At 41.8% G+C, this 14290-nt stretch carries 12 protein-coding genes; all 12 read right to left on the reverse strand.

From position 1 onward, the window contains the following. Positions 1-287 precede the first annotated feature (287 nt). Positions 288-959: a deoxyribose-phosphate aldolase gene (deoC, locus tag HF078_RS18045; RefSeq protein ID WP_169292399.1), complete on the reverse strand. Its 672-nt coding sequence runs from the start codon at positions 957-959 to the stop codon at positions 288-290. Positions 960-1109: 150 nt separating this feature from the next. Beyond that, positions 1110-2474 carry a tRNA (N(6)-L-threonylcarbamoyladenosine(37)-C(2))-methylthiotransferase MtaB gene (mtaB, locus tag HF078_RS18050; RefSeq protein WP_169292400.1) on the reverse strand — a complete coding sequence of 455 codons (1365 nt, stop codon included), beginning with the start codon at positions 2472-2474 and terminating at the stop codon, positions 1110-1112. 10 nt (positions 2475-2484) lie between these two features. Beyond that, positions 2485-3237, reverse strand: coding sequence for a 16S rRNA (uracil(1498)-N(3))-methyltransferase (locus HF078_RS18055; protein WP_169292401.1), 753 nt, complete (start codon positions 3235-3237; stop codon positions 2485-2487). A 15-nt stretch (positions 3238-3252) separates the two neighbouring features. After that, positions 3253-4194 (reverse strand): 50S ribosomal protein L11 methyltransferase, encoded by a 942-nt coding sequence (gene prmA, locus HF078_RS18060; RefSeq protein ID WP_169292402.1) that lies wholly within the window; start codon positions 4192-4194, stop codon positions 3253-3255. A gap of 45 nt (positions 4195-4239) precedes the next feature. Continuing rightward, positions 4240-5367 carry a molecular chaperone DnaJ gene (gene dnaJ / locus HF078_RS18065; protein ID WP_169292403.1) on the reverse strand — a complete coding sequence of 376 codons (1128 nt, stop codon included), beginning with the start codon at positions 5365-5367 and terminating at the stop codon, positions 4240-4242. Positions 5368-5687: 320 nt separating this feature from the next. After that, entirely contained in the window at positions 5688-7526 is a 1839-nt protein-coding gene (dnaK, locus tag HF078_RS18070; RefSeq protein ID WP_169292404.1) for a molecular chaperone DnaK, read from the reverse strand. 188 nt (positions 7527-7714) lie between these two features. Further along, complete coding sequence (gene grpE, locus HF078_RS18075) at positions 7715-8314, reverse strand: nucleotide exchange factor GrpE (protein WP_169292475.1); 600 nt, start codon at positions 8312-8314, stop codon at positions 7715-7717. Positions 8315-8362: 48 nt separating this feature from the next. Beyond that, positions 8363-9394, reverse strand: a complete 1032-nt coding sequence (gene hrcA / locus HF078_RS18080) for a heat-inducible transcriptional repressor HrcA (RefSeq protein ID WP_169292405.1) — start codon at positions 9392-9394, stop codon at positions 8363-8365. An 81-nt stretch (positions 9395-9475) separates the two neighbouring features. After that, positions 9476-10615: a radical SAM family heme chaperone HemW gene (gene hemW / locus HF078_RS18085; protein WP_169292406.1), complete on the reverse strand. Its 1140-nt coding sequence runs from the start codon at positions 10613-10615 to the stop codon at positions 9476-9478. A 100-nt stretch (positions 10616-10715) separates the two neighbouring features. Next, positions 10716-12551, reverse strand: a complete 1836-nt coding sequence (gene lepA, locus HF078_RS18090; RefSeq protein ID WP_169292407.1) for a translation elongation factor 4 — start codon at positions 12549-12551, stop codon at positions 10716-10718. A 155-nt stretch (positions 12552-12706) separates the two neighbouring features. Further along, complete coding sequence (locus tag HF078_RS18095) at positions 12707-13057, reverse strand: DUF3679 domain-containing protein (RefSeq protein ID WP_148987660.1); 351 nt, start codon at positions 13055-13057, stop codon at positions 12707-12709. 25 nt (positions 13058-13082) lie between these two features. Next, on the reverse strand, positions 13083-14270 hold the full coding sequence (gene spoIIP / locus HF078_RS18100; RefSeq protein WP_169292408.1) for a stage II sporulation protein P: 1188 nt from the start codon (positions 14268-14270) through the stop codon (positions 13083-13085). Positions 14271-14290 lie beyond the last annotated feature (20 nt).

The following is a 14290-nucleotide window of genomic DNA, read 5'->3' on the forward strand; positions in this document are numbered from 1 at the left end:
TTATAGAGCACCTCTATACGACCATCCACCAAGATTTCTAACCTATTCGGGCTTATAGAGCCCCTCTATACGACCATCCACCAAGATTTCTAACCTATTCGGGCTTATAGAGCCCCTCTATACGACCATCCACCAAGAGTTCTAACTTATTCGGGCTTATAGATTCCTTTTTTCCTCCTGCACATCCATCCCAAGCTTTATGTAAACTATCAGGTCACCTAGAACAAGAAAACCCAAAAAGCACTCCCCAAAGCAAAAATGCTCAAGAGAGTGCTTTTTCACATATCTTAGTAATCCGTATCAGCTGTTAATCCTTTAACAATAGCGATACCAGAGCTTGCTCCTATACGTGTAGCTCCAGCTGCGATCATTTCTTCCGCACCTTTAGCATCACGTACACCACCGGAAGCTTTTACTCCGATTTCAGGTCCTACAGTTTGTCTCATAAGAGCGATGTCTGCAACAGTTGCTCCTCCTGTAGAGAAACCAGTTGAAGTTTTCACATAGTCAGCTCCAGCTTTTACAGCCAGTTGGCATGCTCTTACTTTTTCTTCGTTTGTTAGCAGGCAAGTTTCGATGATCACTTTAGTCAAAGCGCGACCTTTTGCTGCGTCTACTACAGCACGGATGTCACGTTCAACTAGCTCATCGTCACCGTCTTTAAGTGCGCTGATGTTGATAACCATGTCCACTTCAGTGGCACCGTTATCAATGGCGTTAGTTGTTTCGAATGCTTTTACTTCTGGAGTGTTTGCTCCAAGAGGGAACCCAATTACTGTACAAACTTTAACATTGCTTCCTTCTAAAAGTTCTGCAGATGTTTTTACCCAAGTTGGGTTAACACAGACAGATGCAAAGTTGTATTCTCTCGCTTCTTGGCAAAGTACTTCTACTTGTTCTTTTTTTGTATCGGCTTTCAATAATGTATGATCAATCATTTCTCCAATGTTTGTATGCATGTTCATACTCCTTTCAAGTTAAGAGGTCTGACCTCTAACATCATAACATGTTTCAATTATTTTGGCGAGTACAATGTTAGTATTGCCTGCAACTTTTTCTTCACGACAAAAAAGTGACTCCATATTTATGGAATCACTCTCTATATTTTCTTATGAACTCAGACGAATATTTTCTTCTTCAAGTCGTGGAGCATCTTCAAGGACGCGAACGAATTGCCCCTCGTTGTAAGGATATCCAGCTTTTACAATTTTTACTTTTACAAGCTTTCCGACCATTTCTTCCGTTGCAGGGAAAACAACCTTTAGATAGTTGTCTGTGTAGCCAACATATAAGCCTTGGTCTGGTGCTTCTTTGTAGGTTTCTTCTGGAATCACTTCTAACACTTCGTCTTCAAAAGTGGAAGCATATTCTTTTGCCAGTTGATCAGAAAGTGCAATTAAGCGGTGAACTCGCTCATTTTTCACTTCTTCATCCACTTGGTCCGTCATTCTTGCAGCCGGAGTTCCTGTACGTTTAGAGTACGGGAATACGTGCAGTTCGGAGAATTTATGCTCTTTAATAAAATTGTACGTTTCCATGAACTCTTCTTCTGTTTCACCAGGGAATCCAACAATTACATCGGATGTAATCGCAAGTCCAGGTAAAGCCTCTTTCAATCGGTCCAAACGCTCTGCGAAGAATTCCATCGTGTATTTACGACGCATTCTTTTTAACACAGTATTGGAAGCTGATTGAATTGGGATATGAAGGTGGCGTACAATTTTTTCGGAATTGTTCAGAACTTCAATTACTTCGTCGGTAATTTGACTTGCTTCAATGGAGGAAATGCGGATACGTTTTAAGCCTTCCACTTTTTCATCCAATTCACGAAGAAGCATGGCAAAATTATAATCCTTCATGTCTTCTCCGTAACCGCCCGTGTGAATTCCAGTCAAGACGATTTCCTTATATCCTGCATCTACCAATTGCTGTGCTTGTGTAACAACCTCTTGCGGATCACGGGAACGCATAAGTCCACGAGCCCAAGGGATGATACAGAATGTACAGAAATTATTACAACCTTCCTGGATCTTCAAAGAAGCACGTGTACGGTCAGTAAATGCCGGCACGTCCAACTCTTCATAGACACGAGCCTTCATAATGTTGCCGACGCCATTGATTGGTTGACGCTCTTGTTTGAACTGCTCAATGTAATCAAGCATTTTCACACGGTCTTGCGTTCCAACGACTACGTCTACTCCAGGAATAGCCATAATTTCTGCAGGTGATGTTTGTGCGTAACATCCAGTTACACAGATTACGGCGTCAGGATTTTTACGGATGGCACGTCGGATCACCTGACGACTTTTTTTGTCTCCAGTATTTGTAACGGTACAGGTATTGATGACATACACATCTGAAGTACCTTCAAATTCTGTACGTTCATAATTATTTGCTTTGAAAAGCTGCCAGATAGCTTCTGTTTCATAATGATTCACTTTACACCCTAGTGTGTGAAAGGCAACAGTTGGCATGTTTTCCACCTCACATTAATTCAAAATGATACGAAATTGCGGCAAGCGCATAAAGCGGCGCCGTTTCCGTTCTTAATATTCTAGGCCCGAGCGCGCAAGGAACAAATCCATGTTCCACCAGTTTATCGATTTCCTTATCAGTAAGGCCCCCTTCAGGACCGAACACACAAAGAATTGATTCGCCGTGATGCAAGCTTTTTAGAATGTTCGCAAAAGAGGAACGCTCCCCTTCTTTTGCACTCTCTTCATAGGCAACCATTTTATAAGTATAGTCTTTACTTTTCTCTAAAAGTTGGGCAAAAGAAGCAGGTCCCTCAACCACAGGCACCATGGAACGATGGGACTGCTCAGCCGCTTCCTTAGAGATCTTATTCCAGCGTTCTACTTTCTTTTTGCCCTTCTTTTCGTCCCACTTCACAATGGAACGAGCAGCATTAAAAGGGATAAACGATTCTGCTCCAAGTTCTGTTCCCTTTTGTATCACTAGCTCCAATTTATCCCCTTTAGGCAGCCCGTTCGCAATCGTAACACGAACCGGAATTTCCGTTTCAGCCTTTTTCCATTCTACAATATCTGTTACTACCATATCATTGGTAATTTCAGCAATTTTACAAAGGGCCGTCTGCCTGGTTTCCGAACAGCTGCATAGAATTTGATCGTCCACGTTCATCCTCATAACCCGAGTTATATGATGTACATCTTCCCCTGTTATGGTAATAGATGTTTCATCTATTTGATTAGAGTTAACAAAATAACGTTGCACAATCTTCACCCTCGCTTATTCTTCTTTTTTGGCGATAAATGCGACCCAATCTTCCATCATCATCGTTTCTTGTATTTTAAAACCTGACTTAATAAGGGCATCTTTCACTTCTTGCTTTTTCATACTGATGATTCCGGAAGAAATGAATGTCCCACCGTTTTCCAACACGCGGTATACATCATCAGTGAAACGGACAATAACCTCGGCCAAAATATTAGCAACAACCACTTCAACTGGGCCTTCTACATTTTTAAGCAAGTTATTCTGTTTCACCGTCACTGTTGGATGCACTTTGTTCAGCTTGATGTTGAGTTTTGCAGATTCGACTGCAACATCATCTAAATCAAGAGCAAGTACTTCCTTTGCATCGAGCATGGCTGCTGCAATACTTAAAACACCAGAACCCGTACCTACATCAATGACTTTATCTTGAGGTTTGACCGTTCTTTCTATTGCTTGGATGCAGAGTACCGTTGTTGGGTGGGTACCCGTTCCAAACGCCATGCCCGGGTCAAGCTCAATGATTTTCTCATCGGAGTTGACTGGCTCATAGGTTTCCCAAGTAGGAACGATCGTGAACTTCTCAGAAATTTTGACTGGATTGTAGTACTTTTTCCATGCTGTAGCCCATTCTTCTTCGTTCACTTCACTGATGGAAATATTGTTCAGTCCAAGATCAATATCATAGACCAAAAGGTTATTGATTGCATCCTTTATACCTTCCACCGTTTCACCTAAAAAGCTGTTTACAGGCAGGTAGGCTTTCATTACAACGCCTTCTTCAGGGTAATCATCTGGATTGAGTTGGTATATCTCTCCGAATTGATCTTCTCTTTCTTTAGTAAGTTCGAATGGATCCTCTATAACCACCCCACTTGCACCTGCTTCGTGAAGAATATGGGATATCGGTTCCACCGCCTCATTTGTTGTATGGATACTAATTTCTGACCATTTCATACATACCAACTCCAATCCTAGCTTAATGAAAGCTATTGATACTTTTTATTCACCTTTTAGAACACGTTTTACTTTTGAGAAAAAGCTATCTTCTTGTTCGTCCGGAGCTTGCCCGCTTGTTTCGGCAAATTCACGGATTAATTGTTTTTGTTTTTCTGAAAGTTTTGTAGGGGTTACCACTCTGATCTTGATATGTTGATCCCCTTGACCATAGCCACGTACATTGGCAATTCCTTTGCCTTTTAGGCGGAAATTCGTGCCAGTTTGTGTTCCAGCCGGTACTTTCAGTTTCACTTTTCCGTGCAATGTTGGAACTTCTACCTCGTCACCAAGTGCTGCTTGCGCAAAAGTAATAGGCATTTCACAATACACATCATCGCCGTCGCGCTCAAAGAATTCATGTCTGCGAACATGGAAGACTACATACAAGTCCCCTGCAGGTCCACCGTTTACACCAGCTTCTCCTTTTCCTGCTACGCGTAATTGTTGACCTTCGTCCACACCAGCAGGGATGTTAACTTTGATTTTATTGCGCTTTTTCACACGACCTGCGCCATGGCATGTTGTACATTTGTTCGGGATGGATTTCCCTGTGCCGTTACATTTGGAACAAGTTCTTCTGTTAACGATTCGTCCAAATGGAGTGTTCTGCTCTACACTTTCCTGACCTGTTCCACGACATTGAGAACATGTTTCCACTTTCGTACCGGGTTTTGCACCTGTACCAGTACATGTATCACATGTTTCTTCCACAGGAATTTCAATGGTCGTTTCTTTTCCGAATGCTGCTTCTTCAAAAGAAAGGGTCATTGTATATTGTAGATCAGCCCCTTGTCTTGGAGCGTTTGGATCACGACGTCTTCTTCCTCCGCCTTGACCACCGAAAAACGTTTCGAAAATATCTTCAAAGCCAAAACCGCCGTCAAAACCAGCGCCACCGCCAAATCCTTGGTTAGGGTCTGTATGTCCAAATTGGTCATAGTGCGCTTTCTTTTGGTCGTCGCTCAGAACTTCGTAAGCTTCTTTGATTTCTTTGAATTTGTCCGCTGCATCGTCTGCTTTATTGATGTCCGGATGGTATTGTTTGGATAGCTTTCTGTAAGCTTTCTTTATTTCATCTTTCGACGCGCTTTTACTGACGCCAAGCACTTCATAGTAATCGCGTTTACTCATTAAATACCCACTCCCGTTTCATTCACATAAAGGTTATTGTATCACCTGAAAGAGGGAAAAAGCAATAAAAGTTATTTGCTTTAACCCTGTATCTGATTAACTCCTTGGCACCTTCCGTTTCAGGTGCTCGCTTTCCGCGGGGCGGTGCTTGAGCCTCTTCGGCAAGCCTGCGGGGTCTCAAGCTACCGCTACTCCCCCGCAGGAGTCGACCACCTTCCACTCCAGGCTCCAAGGGAATTTCTTATTTACATAAAAAGAAAGCCAAAGCCATGGCTTCGACTTTCTTTTTATCTTTATCAGAAAAGCCCTAGGACTTTATCTTACTTTTTATCGTCGTTTACTTCTTCGTATTCTGCATCGACTACGTTGTCGTCGTTGTTTGCAGCGCCTTCTGCACCTTCTGCTCCTTGAGCGGCTTGTTGTGCTTGTGCAGCCTGCTCATAAAGCTTCATGGAAAGCTGTTGTACGATTTCTTGAAGTGCATCCTTTTTCATGCGGATTTCTTCAAGGTCGCCTTTTTCGATAGCTGCTTTCAATTCTTCTTTAGCTTCTTCTGCTTTTTTCACTTCTGCTTCTTCCACTTTACCTTCTACTTCTTTAAGTGTTTTTTCAGTTGTGAATACAAGCTGATCTGCTTCATTGCGTAATTCTACTTCTTCTTTACGCTTTTTGTCTGCATCCGCATTCTCTTCCGCTTCTTGAACCATGCGGTTGATTTCGTCCTCGGATAAACCAGAAGAAGATTTGATTGTGATTGCTTGCTCTTTGTTTGTTCCAAGGTCTTTCGCACGAACGTTTACGATACCGTTTTTGTCGATGTCAAAAGATACCTCGATTTGTGGCACGCCACGTGGTGCTGGCGGGATATCTGTCAATTGGAAACGACCTAATGTTTTGTTGTCGCTTGCCATTGGACGCTCACCTTGAAGAACGTGAATGTCTACTGCTGTTTGGTTGTCAGCAGCTGTTGAGAACACTTGAGACTTACTTGTAGGAATCGTCGTGTTTCTTACAATAAGCTTTGTGAACACACTGCCCATTGTTTCAATTCCTAAAGAAAGTGGTGTTACGTCAAGAAGTACTACGTCTTTCACGTCACCAGTCAGTACTCCACCTTGAATGGCTGCACCTAGTGCAACTACTTCATCTGGGTTAACCCCTTTGTGTGGGTCTTTACCAGTTTCTTTCTTAATTGCATCTTGTACGGCAGGGATACGAGTAGATCCACCTACAAGGATTACTTTATCAAGCTCAGAAGCAGAGATACCTGCATCTTGTAACGCTTGGCGAACAGGACCCATGGTACGTTCTACAAGTCCAGCAGTAAGATCATCAAATTTTGCACGGGACATGCTCACTTCTAAGTGAAGTGGTCCAGCTTCTCCAGCTGTGATGAATGGTAGAGAAATTTGTGTGCTTGTTACACCAGAAAGGTCTTTTTTCGCCTTTTCCGCTGCATCTTTCATGCGTTGTAATGCCATTTTATCTTTAGAAAGGTCAATGCCGTTCTCTTTTTTGAATTCTGCTACAAGATAGTCAATGATAACTTGGTCAAAGTCATCTCCACCAAGACGGTTGTCACCAGCTGTAGAGCGAACTTCGAATACACCGTCTCCAAGCTCTAGTACAGAAACGTCAAACGTTCCGCCACCAAGGTCATAAACAAGGATCGTTTGATCTTCGTCCATTTTATCAAGACCGTATGCCAATGCTGCTGCAGTTGGTTCGTTGATGATACGCTCTACTTCAAGACCAGCGATTTTACCAGCATCTTTTGTAGCTTGACGTTCTGCATCATTGAAGTATGCAGGAACAGTGATAACAGCTTTTGTAACTGTTTCTCCAAGATATTCTTCTGCATAACCTTTTAAGTGTTGAAGGATGATCGCAGAAACTTCTTGTGGAGAGTACTCTTTTCCGTCAACTTCCACTTTGTAGTCTGTACCCATGTGACGCTTAACAGACATGATAGTGTTAGGGTTTGTGATGGATTGGCGTTTTGCCACTTCCCCTACTTGGCGTTCGCCGTTTTTGAAAGCAACAACAGATGGAGTTGTTCTGTTACCTTCTGGATTTGGGATTACTTTTGGTTCGCCGCCTTCAAGCACAGCTACACATGAGTTTGTTGTACCTAAGTCAATACCGATGATTTTACTCATTTTGTTTTTCCTCCTATTGCAACTTACATTAATATGTAGTTATTTTATATGTTACATTCACAGTTGATTTCCGTTGCAGACACTCGCTTTCCGCGGGGCGACCTTGAGCCTCCTCGCTTCGCTGCGGGGTCTCAACATTGTCGCTACTCCCCCGCAGGAGTCTCGTGCCTTACACTACAATCAACAAGTTATTGCTTTACTTTTACCATAGATGGGCGGATGACGCGGTCTTTGAGTTTATACCCTTTTTGGAACTCTTCCAAAACAGTGTTGGATTCCGCATCTCCTTCTTCCACCTGCATGACTGCCTGGTGTAGGTGTGGATCAAAAGACTGTCCAACTGCTTCGATGGATTCTAATCCTTCTGATTTAAGAGCCTCCACTAACTGACGGTGCACCATTTCCATGCCTTGTAAAAATGTTTTGATTTTCTCATCCTCTGAATCGACTTTAAGCGCTCGCTCAAAGTTGTCTAAGGCAGGAAGTATATCTGTAACAAGATTTTGTGCACGATATTTCTGTGCAGCTTCTTGGTCAAGTCTCACACGACGACGGTAGTTATCAAAGTCGGCTTGCAAGCGAAGTAGGCGATTTTCCGATTCTTCAAGCTTAGCTTCCAATTCGGAGATTTTTTGCTGTTCAGCAGAAACTTCTACTTCTTCCACTTTTTCCGTCGTTTCTTCCGTTGCTTCTGATGTTACTTCTTCATTTTCAACTGTTGCTTGTTCGTTCTCGTTTACCAATGGTTTCACCTCCCTCAAAGTGTAAAAATCATGATGTTTTTCCATAGCGATAGGACGGAGCAAGAACTCCATCCTCTAACAATATTTCCATGCTCAGTCCTTTTGATACAGTTTATTGACGGCCTGTGAAAGGTCGGAACTAACAAGCTGCAAGAGACTGATTACACGGGAATATTCCATTCTGGTAGGTCCAAGTAATGCGATTGTCCCAAGCTGTTCTGGTCCAATGGAATAACTGGCTGAAATAATACTGCAGCCCTCCATACCTGGGATATTATTTTCACTGCCTATCTTTATATGGATGCCAGCTTCTTTTGCACGAATATGCTGGGACAGATCCTTGCCTTGGTCAATCAATAACATCAATGAACGAATTTTATTAATGTCATTAAATTCTGGTTGGGCAAGCATATTCGTTTTGCCTCCAAAAAACACCCTATCCTTTTCTTCCATGTAAAGAGTGGAACTTAAGGATTGCAGTATGTTTTCGTAGTTTCCAATATGTGACCTTAAAAGGGTTGCCACTTCCTTATAGAGCTTGTTGATAAGCTCTGAGAGAGGCACTCCAACTAAGCGTTCATTTAAGATATTGACCATTTTTTGTATGTCGGATGAATCCATGCTTGCTGGAAAAGAAAACATACGATTTTCTACATGACCCGTATCCGTTACGATAATGGCAACTGCCTGTTCAGCATTTATAGGGATGATTTGAAGGTTCTTAAGCCTATGATCCCTGACACCCGGTCCAAGGACAATGGATGTGTATTTGGTCAGATCAGAAAGAATCTGCGCTGATTTCTGAACGGTTTTTTCTAATTCATATATTTGCTCGCGAAAGATGGATTTAATTTCAAATACATCCCTCTTTGTGAGCCTTTCTGGAGAAAGCAGGTGATCGACATAATAGCGATACCCTTTTTCTGACGGTACTCTTCCTGAGGAAGTATGTGTTTTTTCAATAAATCCTAATTCCTCCAAATCTGCCATCTCGTTTCGAATCGTGGCTGAACTGAACGAAATTTCATCTTTCTTTGAGAGCGTTCTGGAGCCAACAGGTTGTGCAGATCGGATAAAGTCGTCAATTATGACTTGCAATACTAACAACTGTCGTTCTGTAAGCACTCAGCATCACCTCTGTTAGCACTCCTATTCATCGAGTGCTAATTCTATAAATAAATTACCAAATACCAATTCACATGTCAATCAGATCGCACCAATAAAAGCTTGAAAAACTTCATTACCTAGAAATTTCCCTTTTCTCGTAAGGCGTATATGGTCATTTTCGTGTTCTAATAGGCCTTTTTTAAGATTTTCTTCAATGGGATCCTTAAAAACTGTCAGCAAATCTTCTTCAAATTTACGCTTGAATATGGAACAAGAGACTCCCTCATTTTTCCTAAGCCCAAGGAACATTTCTTCTTCCATTTTCTCCGTTTTTGTTACCTTATGCTGATCCTTATATGGAAACCTCGTATCTTCTATAGAATCCATGTACTTTTTCAAAGGACCATGATTGGCAATTCTCACTCCATCTATATATCCGTGAGCACCGGCTCCTATTCCATAATAAGCTTCATTGTCCCAATACGTAATATTGTGTTTGCTTTCATAACCCGTTTTAGCAAAGTTGGAAATTTCGTATTGCTGATAGCCGTTTTTCGCCATCTCATCCAATAGCACTTCGTACATTTCCGCTTCTTCTTCTTGAGTTGGTAAAGGAAGCTTGCCTTTGTTCATCAGATTGTAGAAAACAGTTTTGGGTTCAATAATCAAGGAATAAGCAGAATAATGCTCCATCTCTAAGGAAAAAGCCGTTTGCAATGTTTCCTTGAAATCAGCCACTGTTTGATCCGGGAGACTGTAAATCAAATCGATGCTTATATTTTTGAAACCTGCTTGTCTGGCATGTTCGATGGATTGAAACACATCCGCTTTTCTATGGGACCTACCGATTCTTTTCAAAAGATCATCATTAAAGCTTTGCACGCCAAAACTGAGCCTGTTGACACCACCTTCTTTTAAGAGACGGAGTTTATCTAAAGATAGATCACCAGGATTGGCTTCGAATGTGTATTCCATTTCAGGTTTTACCGGAAAATGCTTTTGAACCAATTCTAGCAAATACGCCAATTGTTTCTCATTTAAAGCAGTAGGCGTTCCCCCGCCGACAAAAATAGTTTGTAGTCCTGTGGCAGGGTATTGTTCTATCGTATTTTTCATTTCTGTATCCATATATGACAAGTACTCATCAACCGGCTGGTTTTTCAGAAATACTTTATTGAAATCACAATAGTGACAAATATGTTCACAAAAAGGGATATGGATATAGGCTGATTTAATCATAAGATCACACTTTCGTTTATTTACTTCGTACCTTTTAGCATAACACATGTGGCGCATGTATGAAAAAAATACCGCAGAATGAGCTGCGGTATTTTTCTTATTATTTTTTGTTGGCGTTGTCGTCCATTTTCAAGACAGCCATAAATGCTTCTTGCGGTACTTCTACAGAACCAACTTGCTTCATACGTTTTTTACCTTCTTTTTGCTTATCTAAAAGCTTACGTTTACGGGAGATATCTCCTCCGTAACATTTTGCAAGAACGTTTTTACGCATCGCTTTAATGTTTGACCTTGCAACAACTTTCTGACCTATTGTCGCTTGGATTGGTACTTCGAATTGCTGTCTTGGAATAAGTTCCTTTAGCTTTTCCACTATGATTTTTCCACGCTCATAAGCAGAATCGCGGTGAACGATAAAGGAAAGGGCATCAACCTTCTCAGCATTAAGCAGGATGTCCATTTTAACAAGATGTGAAGGTTTGTATCCAATTAGTTCATAATCAAATGATGCATAACCTTTTGTATTGGATTTCAACGCATCGAAGAAATCATAAACAATTTCTGCTAATGGAATTTCATAAATAACGCTCACGCGAATATCATCCAAGTACTGCATGTCAATGAAGTTGCCACGCTTTTCTTGGCATAATTCCATAACTGCTCCAACGTAATCATTCGGCACCATGATTGTAGCTTTTACATAAGGCTCTTCTACTCGATCGATCGACTGAGGATCCGGCATGTTAGACGGGTTGTCCACACGCAATTCCTCCCCATCTGTTAAATGTACATGATAGATAACGGAAGGTGCTGTTGTAATCAAATCAATATTAAATTCACGTTCAATACGCTCCTGGATAATTTCCATATGAAGCAATCCAAGGAATCCACAACGGAAACCGAAGCCTAATGCTTGGGATGTTTCCGGCTCATATTGAAGCGCAGAATCATTCAGTTCAAGCTTTTCAAGAGCTTCACGCAAATCATTGAATTTGGCAGAATCAATTGGGTATAGTCCACAGAAGACCATCGGATTTAATTTACGGTAACCTGGAAGAGGTTCCGCCGCTCTATTTTTCGCATGAGTGATAGTATCACCGACACGCGTGTCTCCAACATTTTTGATGGATGCAGACAGGAAACCAACATCTCCGACTGTCAGTTCATCTAGCTGGACGGCTTTCGGAGTAAACACTCCAACCTCATTTACTTCAAACTCTTTGCCGGTAGCCATCATACGAATTTTATCCCCGACTTTAACAGTACCTTCCACGATACGGATGTAAGCTACCACTCCGCGGTATGGATCAAAAAGACTGTCAAAAATCAATGCTTTTAACGGAGCATCTGGGTCACCTTGAGGGGCAGGGATTTTCTCTACTACCTGTTCTAAGATTTCACCAATACCAATACCTGCTTTCGCACTAGCCAAAACAGCGTCAGATGCATCAAGTCCGATAACATCTTCAATCTCCTGCCGAACCCTCTCAGGCTCGGCACTTGGAAGGTCAATTTTATTGATAACAGGCATGATCTCGAGTTCATTATCAAGTGCTAAATATACATTTGCAAGTGTCTGAGCTTCAATTCCTTGTGCCGCATCCACGACAAGAACCGCTCCTTCACATGCAGCCAAACTTCTGGAAACCTCATAGGTAAAGTCGACGTGTCCAGGCGTATCAATAAGATGGAAAATATATTCTTCACCATCGTTTGCTTTATATCGTAATTGAACGGCATTCAATTTAATCGTAATCCCGCGTTCACGTTCAAGGTCCATGGAATCAAGCAATTGATTCTTCATTTCCCTTTGTGTCAATGCAGACGTTTTTTCTAAAATACGGTCTGCTAATGTTGATTTCCCATGATCAATATGGGCGATGATGGAAAAGTTTCTAATCTTTGATTGTCGTTTTAACCGTGCTTCTCTGTTCATTATCTGTTTCACTCCTACACTTTCGGCAACGTACACTATTTCTGATTATATCAATACGGACAAGAAGATTCAATGAGTTTTGAAGGGTTTAAGTTTTCACAGATAAAAAGATGCTCCCACCCTGAAGAAAAATGGTGGAAGCATCACTTTTTATATCATCCTGTTTTCTCTTCGACGGTGTCTTGAACTTTGTTGAAGAGTCCGCTCATTATTCCAGAGACTCCGTCTGCTAACTTTTTGCCGGCAGATGAGAAGACATTGTAGGCTTTGATACCTTCTAGCTTTTCTTGTTTTTCTTTCATATCTTGGGTGTCTAGTTGACGTCCAAGGATTGTTCCATTATATCCTTCAGCGGATTCCGCTACATGAAATACTTCTTCTTGAAAGGCAGGATCATCGTATCCCTTCATCTTCCGCATCCCGTCATTGGCCTGTTGCATTCCCAAAAGCACTCCAAGAAACAGCACCAGGGAAATGAATAAACATTTTACCATAAACCTTTTCATCGCACTTTCAGCTCCTTACTATTTATCATTGGGCGTCCCCTTCAGGTGTCCCGTCTACCTTTTCTGCCTGCCAGTAGATTTCACCGAAAACTTCTGCAAAAATCTCAAGGGTTCGGTTCATCTCTTCAAACGTATTATCGACTCCTCCAACCTCTATCAACATGGAATTAGGAGAAAGATCTTGATTGTATATGCCATTACGAGTTTCGACAGCTGGTGGAACAAATATACCCTTGCTCAAACCGGGGTGCAGCTTTTCCAGTTTATTATGAATCTGCTCAGCCAAGTATTGGTTCTTTTCATAGTTTTGATTTTTCTTTCCTATCACAAAATACAAACGAGCATGTGGGACTCCGTTAATGTCCATCGTTGTACTTTTTCTTCTTCCTGAATCTCGGTGAACGTCAATCAGGTAATTCAGGTCTTGGTTGCCTGCCATAGCCTCTTCCACGATTGGTCTTGTTACATCATAGGATTGTCCATATACCCACCCTCTATTTTTCAACGCCAGCGCCGTATCAGTTGTATCTAAGTCTGTCCCAATTCCACGCTGAATCAATTCCTCTTGAAGTTTTTTGCCAAGCCGTGTCACATTTACTTCAGGGTGACTTGCTGCATTTGGACTTGTCACGCCTTCCAAGTATGGCAAAAATGATTCCCTCGAGTGAGAGTGATAGATAAAAACTGTTCGCTTATCACCTGTTGTCTGTGCTGGTGGAGGCGTATCTTCCCCTTCTTCTTCTTCAACTTCAATGATGGAAGCTTGTCTCTCCTCAAGCAGCACTTCCATCGGAGGGGATGATTCCACCGGCATATCTGTGTAATTGACACCTGACCCTGCAACTAAAATTTCTCCATCATAATGAGCAAAACCTGGAATTTCATTACGAATAAGACTGCGCGGGTCATCTAAGTTGAGACTTGTCGTAAGCTCAAACAAGGCGGAAGCGTAGTTCGGTGCCTTTGCTTCACTTGAAAGACCTTGCGTAAAATAGGCATTAGTATACCCGAATATATGTAACAGCGACTCCCCTGAGAATCGTTTGGAGAACTCATGAATAGAGCTTGAGCTGACTCGATATTCTGGTTTTAGAGAGGTCATGACACCGGATACCGCAAAGACGAGAATAAATCCTAAGATCACTGCTACGACTGATTTTTTTAAGCTTGTCCCATTTAATATTACGATGCGTGAGGAGCGGTAGCCCTTCATTTTCTCACCCTTTCACATAC

It is taken from the genome of Bacillus sp. RO2, from assembly GCF_012911845.1.
Classification (GTDB): Bacteria; Bacillota; Bacilli; order Bacillales; family Bacillaceae_I; genus Sutcliffiella_A.

Coding starts and splice junctions, on each gene's coding strand:
- dnaK (WP_169292404.1), bottom strand. CDS start 7,526: ATGAGTAAAATCATCGGTATTGACTTAGGTACAACAAACTCATGTGTA.
- deoC (WP_169292399.1), bottom strand. CDS start 959: ATGCATACAAACATTGGAGAAATGATTGATCATACATTATTGAAAGCC.
- grpE (WP_169292475.1), bottom strand. CDS start 8,314: ATGGAAAAACATCATGATTTTTACACTTTGAGGGAGGTGAAACCATTG.
- lepA (WP_169292407.1), bottom strand. CDS start 12,551: ATGAACAGAGAAGCACGGTTAAAACGACAATCAAAGATTAGAAACTTT.
- mtaB (WP_169292400.1), bottom strand. CDS start 2,474: ATGCCAACTGTTGCCTTTCACACACTAGGGTGTAAAGTGAATCATTAT.
- prmA (WP_169292402.1), bottom strand. CDS start 4,194: ATGAAATGGTCAGAAATTAGTATCCATACAACAAATGAGGCGGTGGAA.
- HF078_RS18095 (WP_148987660.1), bottom strand. CDS start 13,057: ATGAAAAGGTTTATGGTAAAATGTTTATTCATTTCCCTGGTGCTGTTT.
- dnaJ (WP_169292403.1), bottom strand. CDS start 5,367: ATGAGTAAACGCGATTACTATGAAGTGCTTGGCGTCAGTAAAAGCGCG.
- spoIIP (WP_169292408.1), bottom strand. CDS start 14,270: ATGAAGGGCTACCGCTCCTCACGCATCGTAATATTAAATGGGACAAGC.
- hemW (WP_169292406.1), bottom strand. CDS start 10,615: ATGATTAAATCAGCCTATATCCATATCCCTTTTTGTGAACATATTTGT.